Source organism: Chitinophaga sp. (genome assembly GCF_036569125.1).
GTDB lineage: Bacteria > Bacteroidota > Bacteroidia > Chitinophagales > Chitinophagaceae > Chitinophaga.
The window spans coordinates 1-11,927 of sequence record NZ_DATCRF010000089.1 but is presented as its reverse complement, the minus strand read 5'-3'; the positions used below and the strand labels follow the sequence as shown (position 1 = coordinate 11,927).

Annotated in this window: 10 protein-coding genes; 5 read left to right on the top strand and 5 right to left on the bottom strand. The window is 47.3% G+C overall.

What is annotated here, in order from left to right:
• The 5 genes from VIM87_RS03215 to VIM87_RS03195 form a co-directional block, all read left to right on the top strand.
• A partial coding sequence (locus tag VIM87_RS03215) for a YceI family protein (RefSeq protein ID WP_331995571.1) occupies window positions 1-432 on the top strand: 432 nt, incomplete at its 5' end.
• 9 nt (window positions 433-441) lie between these two features.
• Window positions 442-1,305, top strand: a complete 864-nt coding sequence (locus VIM87_RS03210; RefSeq protein ID WP_331995570.1) for a UbiA family prenyltransferase — start codon at window positions 442-444, stop codon at window positions 1,303-1,305.
• Complete coding sequence (locus VIM87_RS03205; RefSeq protein ID WP_331995569.1) at window positions 1,298-2,410, top strand: type III polyketide synthase; 1,113 nt, start codon at window positions 1,298-1,300, stop codon at window positions 2,408-2,410. Before VIM87_RS03210 ends, VIM87_RS03205 begins: the two co-directional genes overlap by 8 nt.
• Window positions 2,407-3,105, top strand: a complete 699-nt coding sequence (locus VIM87_RS03200) for a methyltransferase domain-containing protein (RefSeq protein WP_331995568.1) — start codon at window positions 2,407-2,409, stop codon at window positions 3,103-3,105. The genes VIM87_RS03205 and VIM87_RS03200 overlap by 4 nt, the downstream gene beginning before the upstream one ends.
• Entirely contained in the window at window positions 3,098-4,237 is a 1,140-nt protein-coding gene (locus tag VIM87_RS03195; protein ID WP_331995567.1) for an NAD(P)/FAD-dependent oxidoreductase, read from the top strand. The genes VIM87_RS03200 and VIM87_RS03195 overlap by 8 nt, the downstream gene beginning before the upstream one ends.
• Before the next feature lie 233 nt (window positions 4,238-4,470).
• Here the strand turns inward: VIM87_RS03195 and VIM87_RS03190 are convergent, their stop codons facing one another.
• The 5 genes from VIM87_RS03190 to VIM87_RS03170 all read right to left on the bottom strand — a co-directional run bounded on the left by VIM87_RS03190 (window position 4,471) and on the right by VIM87_RS03170 (window position 10,896).
• Complete coding sequence (locus tag VIM87_RS03190) at window positions 4,471-7,014, bottom strand: DNA gyrase/topoisomerase IV subunit A (protein ID WP_331995566.1); 2,544 nt, start codon at window positions 7,012-7,014, stop codon at window positions 4,471-4,473.
• 149 nt (window positions 7,015-7,163) lie between these two features.
• The gene (locus VIM87_RS03185; protein WP_331995565.1) at window positions 7,164-7,562 is read right to left on the bottom strand and encodes a hypothetical protein; all 399 of its coding nucleotides are present in this window, start codon (window positions 7,560-7,562) and stop codon (window positions 7,164-7,166) included.
• A 37-nt stretch (window positions 7,563-7,599) separates the two neighbouring features.
• Window positions 7,600-8,496: a DUF1835 domain-containing protein gene (locus VIM87_RS03180; protein ID WP_331995564.1), complete on the bottom strand. Its 897-nt coding sequence runs from the start codon at window positions 8,494-8,496 to the stop codon at window positions 7,600-7,602.
• Window positions 8,497-8,554: 58 nt separating this feature from the next.
• On the bottom strand, window positions 8,555-8,911 hold the full coding sequence (locus VIM87_RS03175; protein WP_331995563.1) for a four helix bundle protein: 357 nt from the start codon (window positions 8,909-8,911) through the stop codon (window positions 8,555-8,557).
• Window positions 8,912-8,988: 77 nt separating this feature from the next.
• Window positions 8,989-10,896 carry a DNA topoisomerase IV subunit B gene (locus tag VIM87_RS03170; protein WP_331995562.1) on the bottom strand — a complete coding sequence of 636 codons (1,908 nt, stop codon included), beginning with the start codon at window positions 10,894-10,896 and terminating at the stop codon, window positions 8,989-8,991.
• Between the last annotated feature and the right edge of the window lie 1,031 nt (window positions 10,897-11,927).

Here is an 11,927-nt window from a genome sequence, read left to right as displayed (position 1 = left end):
ATTAAATTTGATGGCAAAGGCGCTTCCGGCACCTTCACCGGTTTAAAAGGGGACATTATTTTTGACGAGAACGATCTTCCCGGCTCAAAGTTCAATGTAACGGTAAGCACCGCCTCCGTGAATACCGGCAACGGTTTAAAGAACAAACACGCCAAAGGCGAAAAATACCTGTATGCCGATAAGTTTCCGCTGATCCGCTTTACCTCAGGCGATATTAAAAAGTCTGATAAAGGGTATACAGCCAACGGCATCCTGGAAATACGCGGGGTTAAAAAAGAGATCAGCATGCCCTTTAACTATAGCAAAACCGCCAGCGGCGGCCTGTTCACCGCAAACATAACAGTGAACCGGGAAGACTACCAGGTAGGAGGTTCCAGTTTTATCCTGGGCAGCGATTTTAAAGTAGATATATCGGTACCCGTAAAAAAATAAGCGCCCTGCATGCTACAACCCTCCACAATACAATTGCTGCGTTTTCCTTTCTCCTACTTCCTCATGCCGGTGTACTGGTTTGCGCTGAGCTTTGTACCAGCTATCAACTGGCCCAAAGCCATCCTCATCTTTATACTGCTGCATGTGCTGTTATACCCCTCCAGTAATGGTTATAACAGCTATATGGACCGCGACGAAGGCAGCATTGGCGGGGTGGCTAAACCCATGCAGCCTACGCGGCAGCTGTTCTATGTAACAGTGTGGATGGATGTAGCGGCTTTTCTACTATCATTCCTCGTATCTCCGTGGTTTGCAGTGGCTTTAGGCTGTTATATCCTTTGCTCCCGGGCTTACAGTAACCGGCGCATCCGTTTAAAACGTTTCCCGGTCATAGGTTACCTCACCGTGATCCTGAACCAGGGCGCACTGGTATTTTGCATGGTGTATTACGGTTCCGCAGTGAACAGTAACCTGCCCTTTCCCTGGATACCGGCCATAGCAGCAGCTTTTCTTATAGGCGGCTTCTACCCTATTACGCAGGTATACCAGCATGAGGCAGATGCAAAGGATCAGGTAACCACCTTAAGCATGAAGCTGGGCAGGCGTGGCACCTTTTTGTTCTGCGCCGGCATGTATGCCATTGCCTTTGGCCTGTTGTTTGTTCATTATCAACAGCAACAGCAGCTCCGTCATTTTGTGATATTGCAGCTATTTTTCATCCCCGTTATCTTCTTTTTCATACGCTGGCTTATACAGGTGTGGAGGGATGCTTCCAGGGCGGACTTTAAGCGTACCATGCAAATGAACATATTGGCAGGTACCTGTACTAACATGGCTTTCATTGTATTACTAATTCTACATCATTTTGGCTGATATCATTTCCATAGGCACCGCGGTACCCGCTTATCGTCACCAGCAGGGCGATATCCTGCGTTTTATGCAGCAGATACACCAGTTAGATGAAACCGATAAGCGCAAGCTGGCTTTTTTATACCGGCACAGCGGTATTCAAACCCGCTATTCCGTATTACCGGATTATAGCCTGCCGGAGGAGGAATGGACCGTTACCCAAACCACGGCTGTTAGCGCTAACGGCACCTTACTAACGGTTGATAAACGTATGGCCCTGTACAAACAGGAGGCCCTGCCGCTGTCACTGCAGGCCATAGAACAATGTATGGAAGGGGTTATGGAGGTAACAGCCGTTACCCATCTTATTACCGTAAGCTGTACCGGCATGAGCGCACCCGGCCTGGACCTGGAGATCATAGAAGCGCTGCAGCTGTCGCCCGGCATTTTTCGTACATCCGTAAACTTTATGGGCTGCTATGCGGCCGTACATGCGTTAAAGTTAGGGAAGATGATCTGCGATCTGGAGCCGCAGGCCAAAGTAATGATCGTAGCTACAGAGCTGTGTACCCTGCATTTTCAGCAGGATTATACGCCGGACAATGCCGCCAGCGCCCTGCTGTTTGCCGATGGCAGCGCAGCAGTGTTGCTGGCCAACCAGCCCGCAGGTACTGCCCGCAGCAAACCTACACTAAGCATTGACGGCTTTTGCGCCAACATAGCCTTTAAAGGCAAGCTGGATATGGCCTGGGGCATCAGCAACAAGGGTTTCCTGATGTCGCTGAGCAGCTATATCCCGCATCTTATTAAAGAAGATATCAGCGGGCTGGTACAGGAAGCACTGCAAAAGAGCCACATTAAACAGCAGGATATTACCCATTGGTGCATACACCCCGGCGGCCGTAAGATCCTGGATGAAATTGAGCACCAGCTGGCGCTGAACCCGGATGACCTGTACTTTTCCCGCAAAGTGCTGGAAGATTATGGCAACATGTCGTCAGCAACTATTTTATTTATACTAAAGGATATATTAGCAGGGCTGCAGCATCCCCCCCAACCGGCAAAGATCTTTGGAGTGGCATTTGGCCCGGGGCTAACAATGGAAACATTTATCGCTTCCGTAAAATGAACCTCGCACAACGTTCATACAAGCCGGAATTACTGGATGGGGACAACATTCCATTCAAAGACATTGAGCAAAACCTGCGGGAGCTGGATAACATCAACCGCTGGCTGGGCGGGCACCGTATTACCATCCGCGGCCTGCAGCAGCTGCTGAACGGCCGCACCCGCATTCATGTATGTGAAATAGGCTGCGGTGGCGGCGATAACCTGGCAGCGCTGCTGCAATGGTGCAAACGCAAGCACATCAGCGTAACCTTTACGGGCATTGACATAAAAGATACCTGCATTGAATATGCCGAGCAAAAGCAGATACTGCAATCCCACACCCGCTGGATCGTGAATGACTACCGCGATGTAACGTTTACGGATAAACCGGATGTAATTTTTTCCAGCCTTTTCTGCCACCACTTTACCGATGCCGCTTTAATAGAACAGCTGCAATGGATGCAGCAGCACTGCAGCACCGGCTTTTTTATTAATGATCTGCACAGGCACTGGCTGGCTTACCACTCCATACGCATGCTTACTAAATTATTTTCCCGCTCTTACCTGGTAAAGAATGATGCGCCGCTAAGTGTGGCCAGGGGCTTTAAAAAGCGGGAATGGCAGGGTTTACTGGCACAGGCGGGGCTGCCACCGGCCGGCGTGCAATGGCAATGGGCTTTTCGTCACCTGGTTACTTTTAAGCACCATGAATGACAACCGGTATGATATTGCTGTGATAGGAGGCGGCCTTGCGGGGCTAAGCCTGGCTATTCAGTGTGCCGGAGCAGGTTATACCGTGGTGCTGCTGGAAAAAGAACAATACCCTTTTCATAAAGTTTGCGGGGAATACATTAGCCTGGAAAGCAGGGGCTTCCTGGAAAGGCTGGGTGTTCCGGTAGGAAATATGAACCTGCCGCAGATCCGGAAGCTGCTGCTCTCCGACCCCCACGGCCAGGCCTACACGACAGATCTGCCCCTGGGCGGTTTTGGCGTCAGCCGTTACCTGCTGGATAATACCTTATATGAAATTGCCCAGAAGAAAGGCGTACATGTGCTTACCCAAACCAAGGTGCAGGATGTGCAGTTCAGGAATAACCGCTTTGTCATCAATGCCGATCAGGGTCGGCGTATTACCGCCTTTATTGCAGCAGGCGCCTTTGGCAAACGCAGCAATCTGGATGTAAAGTGGAAACGGCCCTTTGTACAACAGCCGCCCGGCAAGCTCAATAACTACATTGGTATTAAATACCACATTCAATATGATCACCCCGAAGAGCTGATCGCCCTGCATAATTTCGACGATGGTTATTGCGGTATTGCCCGTATTGAAGAGGGTAAGTGCTGCCTTTGTTACCTGACCACGGCCGCCAACCTGCAAAAGCATAACAACAGCATTCCGCAAATGGAGCGGGAAGTATTATACCGCAATCCATACCTGAAAAAGATCTTTACGGAGGCCACTTTCCTGTATGAGCAGCCGCTGGCCATTTCCCAGATCAGCTTTTCCAAAAAGGCCGCTGTAGAGAACCATATCTTAATGGTGGGCGACGCTGCAGGCATGATCACGCCTCTTTGCGGCAACGGCATGAGCATGGCCATGCACGGCGCCAAGCTGGCCTTTGACCAGATCCATGAGCTGCTGCAGCAAAAGATCACCCGTAAGGAAATGGAACGTTGTTACCGGCACTACTGGAACAAGCACTTCACCTCGCGCCTGTTTATGGGCCGTGTCCTTCAGGCCTTCCTGGGCACTGAAAGCCGGGCTACTTTTTTGGTTGGTTTAATGCGTTATATGCCGGGGTTAGCGAGGCAGATTATAAGGTCTACGCATGGGAAACCGTTCTGAATCAATTACGAATTATTTAATTACGAATTATAATGCAGCGGATGATTAAGTTTGACGGGGTGAATTTATAATTGAAATTGAGATTATAAAATTAAATAAAAGCGAAAGGTTTGAAACAAGCATAATCGCCTTAACTTCAAACCTTCCGCTTTTGTATTTGTGCATACTACGAACCACAATTGACGAATGAAGTATTTCCAATCATTCGTAATTCGTAATTAAATAATTCGTAATTAAAACAGTTCTCCCTGTATATTCTCTTCCGGGTCCGGATCCTCATCTTCAGACAGCAGCTCCACACTTACCAGGTCTTCCCCGGCAATACGTGTACCTACTGTTTTCCAGCCCGTTACTTCCACAAACTCACCCAGGTTCACTTCTTCTTCTTCCGGACTGCGCTTTTTGCCTGTTTTCAGCAGCACAATAGGATCAGAGTGCGTAGTGGCCAGCTCCAGGTAGTTACCGGCGCCTTCTTTAATGAACAGGAACTTGTTATTCATTGTTTGCGTTTCAATCTTAAAACGTTTCACATTGAACTGTTTCTTATCTGCATCAAAGTAAATGGCGGTCACTATCTTTTCCGGGTTGAACTTTTCGATGTAGATCACATCATCCGGTTCATAACGGTTGGTAAGCTCAAAGTTGGTAAGCACATAAGTACCGTTCTTATACACCACAAAGATCTTATCCTCTCCTTCAAAGCTGCCAATATACACACCGCGTTCTTCAGTGTTCAGGCGGCCTACAGCCACGTCATACCAGATCTTCTGGCCGGCCAGGGTAGATACGCCTTTTTCCTTAAACTTCACGCTGCGGATGGGGTACTTGGTTACCTGGTTGCCCTGCGAGTTACGGCCTTTAATGGCAATGGTTTCAAAGAACAGGTCAAACTCCTTGTTACGCGCCGGACAGTTGGGGCTTAGCTTAATGCTCACCACTTCTGCCTCGCCATTGGCGTTGGCGGTAAAGTAATGCACCTTGGAGTTCTTTTCTCCTTTAATGGTCAGGTCATATTCCTTATCGCGGGTAATACCGGTTACGTTAAATCGTTTGGCGTAGCTGATACCGGTTTTACCATCCACGTAGATCATGTTGTAGGTAGTGCGCTCATCGCCCTTACGGAAAATATCTACATGAATAATATCCTTGCCTACAAAAGTTTTATCAGATACTTTGGTGATCAGCATTTTACCATCGCGGCGGAAAACGATGATGTTATCCAGGTCAGAGCAGTCTGCTACAAATTCATCTTTTTTCAGGGAAGTACCAATGAAACCATCTGCACGGTTCACATAGATCTTGGTATTGGCAATGGCCACCTGCTGCACCTGTATGGTATCAAAGGTTTTGATCTCTGTGATCCTTTCGCGGCCTTTACCATATTTCTTCAGCAGGTTCTCATAATAACCCACGGTATAATCCACCAGGTGGTCCAGGTCGTATTTTACCTGCTTGATATCCGCATCAATTGCTTTGATCTGTTCATTCAGCTCATTGATATCCAGGCGGTAAATACGGCGTACGGGCTTTTCCGTTAGCTTCACAATATCTTCCCGGCTAATTTCCCGTTTCAGCTGTTTCTTATACGGGCCAAAACCTTTATCAATGGCTACCAGTACGGCTTCCCAGTCCTTATGTTTTTGTTCCAGCTCCTTGTAGATGCCTTTTTCAAAGAAGATCTTTTCCAGGGAGGTATAGTGCCATTTATCTTCCAGCTCTGCCAGCTTTATTTCAAGCTCTTTTTTCAGGAGCTCGCGGGTAAAGTTGGCTGAGTGCCGCAGCAGGTCAGATACTGTTACGAACTGCGGTTTATCTTCTACAATGATACAGGCGTTGGGCGAAATAGATATTTCACAATCCGTAAAGGCATACAGCGCATCAATGGTAATATCCGGTGAAATACCGGGCGCCAGCTGCACTTCTATCTCTACATCTTTGGCAGTATTATCCACCACCTTCTTCACCTTGATCTTGCCGCTGTCATTGGCCTTTACAATGGATTCCATCAGCTGTGTAGTGGTAATGCCATAAGGCACATCCTTTATCAGCAGTGTTTTTTTATCCTTTTCTTCAATATGCGCACGTACGCGCACTTTGCCGCCGCGCTTCCCATCGTTATACCCGGCTACATCAACCATGCCGCCGGTCATAAAGTCGGGGTACAGCTCAAATTTTTTGCCACGCAGGTATTTAATGGAAGCATCTATAAGCTCGCAAAAGTTATGCGGTAATATTTTGGTGGAGAGGCCCACCGCAATACCTTCCGCGCCCTGTGCCAGCAGCAGCGGGAACTTCATGGGCAGGGTAAGCGGCTCGTTCTTACGGCCGTCGTAGCTCAGCTGCCAGGTAGTGGTTTTGGCATTAAAGGCTATTTCCAGCGCAAACTTTGAAAGGCGCGCCTCAATGTAACGGGCAGCCGCTGCATCGTCGCCGGTGCGTACATCGCCCCAGTTACCCTGTGTTTCTATCAGCAGCTCTTTTTGTCCCAGGTTCACAATGGCATCGCTGATAGAGGCATCCCCGTGCGGGTGGTACTGCATGGTTTGCCCTATTACGTTGGCCACCTTGTTGAAACGGCCATCGTCCATTTCCTTCATGGCGTGCAGAATGCGGCGCTGCACCGGTTTTAACCCGTCTTCCACACTGGGTACCGCACGCTCCAGTATTACATAGGAAGCATAGTCCAGGAACCAGTTTTCATACATCCCACCTACGTGAATGATGTTGTGGAGGGATTCGGAGCCTTCGTTTGGCAGATTATCTTGAATATCACTCATAACCTTTGTTTATTAGCTTTTAGCCTTTGGCCTTTGGCCTTTGGCTTTTGGCCTTTGGCTTTTAGCTTTTAGCCTTTAGCTTTGGGCTTTTAGCTTTTAATGGAGCATTCAGCTTTTTGCTTTATGCTTTCTGCTTTATGCTTTGCGCTTTACGCTTTCAGCATTCTCTCAAATTCCTCCCGCCAGATCCTCACCGAATCCTGCTGCACATCGGCAATGGAGTTCATTTCTATTAACGCACAATCGGTAACCGCTACCAGCTGGTGCCAGATGTTGATGGCTACTACCACCTTTGCCGGCGCCGTAATAGGCGTTACACGTATTTCTTTTTCACCCAGCGGGCACCAGTGCAGCTCCGCCTGGCCTGTCATTACAAAAAGTATCTCCGGGTTCTTGTAAGCACTTTTGCCTTCATGGTAATGCTGGCCGCTGCTGCTGCCTGCTTTACGGATGCACATCATAAAATCACCGGTACGGTCAGAGCTCCAGATGTAATTGGCGCCCCGCTCATCCTGCCCTAATAATTCCAAAGGTGTTACCGTTACCATAAATATGTTTTATGTGCCGGTTCTACCGGCACGTATTTTATTCCGCTGCCGGTTCCGCCGGTTGTTCCGCAGGCGCTTCTTCCCCGCCGCCCGGCAATTTCACTTCAAAATCTTTCATCGTTTTCAGCTCTCCCCTGCTTTCCAGCTGCCCTTCTTTTATCAGCTCTTTCAGGCGCCAGGCAAGATACTGGTCCAGCACCGGGTATTTTAATTTACCGGTTACCTGCCCTACTACCTTGGCGGCTTTCTGAAATTCCTTGCTGCTTTGCTGCAGCAGCTCTTTATCATAATGTACAGCAGGTTCGCCTTTTATTTTTTTGCCACCTTCCAGCAGGCGTATGCCGGCATTCTCGTTCATTAAACGGTGCCATTCATCGCCATCCAGCTCAAACTCCGCCAGGGATACCGGGCGGGCCAGCTTTTTAGCTTTCAGGAATTCTTTGGGTAATATCTGGTGCAGGTGGGTAGGATAAAACACTGCATTCTTCTCGTTCAGGAAAGGCAGGTTGTTCAGGTAAATGATGTGTATACGGCCTGCAAAATCATACAGCTGGCTTACCAGCCAGTAATACCCACATACATCGCGGGCGTTTTGCCCGGCCCAGATCCATACTTCCTGCTCCGGTTCTGCCTTTAAAAGGGCTTTTAACTGTTTCACCAGCTCTGCATCTGCCCAGGGCTCTTCTTCTGCCGGCGGCGGCGCTGTTTCCTCCGCAGCGGCAGCTACCGGCTGTGGTTGTGGCTGTAAGCCGGCCAGCTGTTGCCACCATTGGCGGCGGTTCGACTGTCCATCCTTGGTATCCAGTATAAACAAAGGGCCTACAGAAAGGTCATCCTCAAAACAAAGTATTTCCCCGTTTAACTTTTCGTCCAGCTCAAAAGCGGCTGCCAGCACCGGTTTGGAGGCCTGTCCGAATACGATATGTAATAACATTAATTAACAATTAATAATTAAGAATTAATAATCGAGGTCGAAGATCTGCACTTAAAATTCAGGTATACTGTCTGGAAGTATTTAAAATAGTGGTCATTATTTTAAATAATTCTTCACAGTCATGTATAATTGAATTTCCCAGCTTCAGATCCATTTCTCCGGACTCCATTAATAATTTCAATCTATATCTGGTTTCTCTTGCCTCTTTATAGGCAATTTGCATTTTTACAATAAATTCTTTCTTTGACACACTTCCTATCGCCTCTTCAATATTTGCTCCTATAGCCGTTCCACACCCTAATATTTGATTTAACAATGGCAACAAGTTAGGCCCTTTATATAAATACCTGTACAACTTCACAATCCTTACTCCAAATTTAAAAGCCTTCTCCTGAACAATATTATTGCCTTTCACAATATTAAATTTTAGGGTTGTCAATTCACTCGCTCTACCGGCTTCACGATTATTAATTATTCATTCTTCATTATTAATTACTCGGCAACCAGGTCCTTCTCATACCTCAGATTGCTAATAATAAACTCCTGCCGCGTTTGCGTATTCTTACCCATGTAATATTCCAGCAGCTTTTGAATGTGCACATCTTTGGATAAGATGATCGGTTCCACCTTCATATCTTCCCCAATGAAACGGCCAAACTCCTGCGGTGATATTTCACCCAATCCTTTAAAGCGGGTGATCTCCGGTTTGCTGCCCAGCTTTTTCACGGCCTTTTGCTTTTCTTCTTCGCTGTAACAATAAATGGTTTCCTGCTTATTCCGCACGCGGAACAACGGCGTTTCCAGGATGTATACGTGCCCGTTCTTCACCAGGTCGGGGAAGAACTGCAAAAAGAAGGTAAGCAGCAGTAAGCGGATGTGCATACCATCCACATCGGCATCAGTAGCTACCACAATTTTATTATAACGCAGGCCTTCCAGCCCTTCTTCAATATTCAGCGCGTGCTGCAGCAGGTTAAACTCCTCATTCTCATACACGATCTTTTTGGTAAGGCCAAAGCTGTTCAGCGGTTTACCACGCAGGCTGAATACGGCCTGTGTTTCCACGTTGCGGGATTTGGTAATGGAGCCGCTGGCGGAGTCGCCTTCCGTTATAAAGATCACTGTATCCAGGCGGCGGGCTTCCTGCTCAATTTTTTCCTTACCGGTCAGCTCATCATTCAGGTGAAAACGGCAATCGCGCAGCTTACGGTTGTGCAGGTTGGCCTTTTTAGCCCGCTCATTGGCCAGCTTTTTAATACCGGCCAGCTCCTTGCGTTCCCGTTCGCTTTGCTCAATACGTTTTTTCATGGCCTCTGCTACCGTTGGGTTACGGTGCAGGTAATCGTCCAGGTGCTTGCTTAAAAAATCCAGCACAAACGCCTTCATAGAAGGGCCATTCTCAAATACGGTCAGCGAGCCCAGCTTGGTTTTTGTCTGGGATTCAAATACCGGCTCCTGCACCCTTACAGAGATAGCGGCGCAAATAGAGGCGCGTATATCCGTGGCGTCATAATCCTTTTTATAGAAATCACGTACAGTTTTTACAAAGGCTTCGCGGAAAGCTGCCAGGTGCGTACCGCCCTGGGTGGTATGCTGCCCGTTCACAAAGGAATAATATTCCTCACCATACTGGTTTTCATGCGTTACGGCTATTTCTATATCCTCGCCTTTCAGGTGAATGATAGGATAGCGCAGATCGTCCGCATTGGTTTTACGCTGCAGCAGGTCCAGCAAACCGTTCTTGGAAATATATTTCTGCCCGTTGAAATTGATGGTGAGCCCTGCGTTCAGGAAGCAGTAGTTCCAGATCTGGTTTTCCAGGAACTCCGGTATATAATGATAGTTCTTAAAAACCGTATCATCCGGGGTAAAGGTTACCAGCGTACCATTGCTTTCATTGGTAGCGGCTTCTTTATGCTCTTTGGTAAGCACGCCGCGTTCAAACTCCGCTACTTTCATGCGACCGTCGCGTACGGCGGTTACTTTAAAGTAGCTGCTCAGGGCATTTACCGCTTTGGTACCCACCCCGTTCAAACCTACAGATTTCTGGAAAGCTTTACTGTCGTACTTGGCGCCGGTATTGATCTTGCTCACTACATCCACCACCTTGCCCAGCGGTATGCCGCGGCCGTAGTCGCGCACCGTTACACTGTGCTCAGATACCTTAATGTCTACCTGCTTGCCAAAGCCCATGGTATGTTCGTCAATACAGTTATCTACCACCTCTTTAATAAGGATGTAGATACCATCGTCCATACTGGTGCCATCCCCCAGTTTACCAATATACATACCCGGCCGCAGGCGAATGTGCTCACGCCAATCCAGCGAACGGATAGAGTCTTCTGTATAGGCCGCAAAAAGATCTTTATTGTCCTTTTCCGATTTGTCTGTAACTGCCATATATATATTAAAACATTTTCTACGTAAGGTCCCCGTAAGGTTACTAAATCTTTTAGCAAAACCCGGTTACGGGCAAAAATAAAGGATTCAGGCTATCATCCCAAGTATAAAGTTATTCACCGTGGATTTCTTTTGGTACCTAAATTTTTTTTTATGCGAACTATGCTTTATATGAGAATTTAAATTATATTTACAGTCAGAGGTTCACAAGTACAAAAACAAACATCCTAACTATGAAAACGCTATGCCTAATGCTGCTAATGGTGGTGCTGTCTGTGGCACTCCTGGTAACGTTCCTGGTGAATCGGGAACAACGTTCCATGACTCGTTTGGGAGATACCTTCACAAAATTGCTTCGAAAATTTGATTCCTGGCAAATGTTGCGGTAAGCTTAATGTGAATTTTTTTTTAGCGCGTGTGCTAAATCAAATTAGCAAAACTGTCCATTAAAAAATCGAGAGAGTAACTGACTGGCTGCTAACCCATTAATTAGCGCTTAGTCAAAAAAACCATAACTTATTTTAAATCCTATACCTATGAAAACCGGTCTACTATTCAAATTGGCGTGTCTGCTTATTGCTTCCATGGTTTTGCTGGCGCATCTGGTAAACCAGAAGCTGCAAAAAATGGAGCGTGTGCGGGTGAGAAGAAAGTAGCAGCAGCGTCAAGCTATCCAATCTTAAACGAGCTGGGGCGGAAAGGCGGGGTTCAGTCGGACTAACTCCTGTCTTTCCGCAACACTTTTTTAAGGAGGGGAATGTAAAGAGCTGTATATCAATGAACGTTTGCCACCCCACAAAAAATCCCTATCCTTAGTTTCCATAAACATCACATAAGCATCAGGCTAAATAAGCTCATCTCCTGCTCATACAAAATTACTACTGCAATAATATTGCATTATACAAACACAGCCACTTGCAGCCCAGCGCGGCCTTAATAGCATACACTAGCTCAATCAGCTGTTAACCATTCTTTTATTACTGGAAATACCGGGTACTACCGGTTGTAATACTTGTTCACCGCATCGGTAC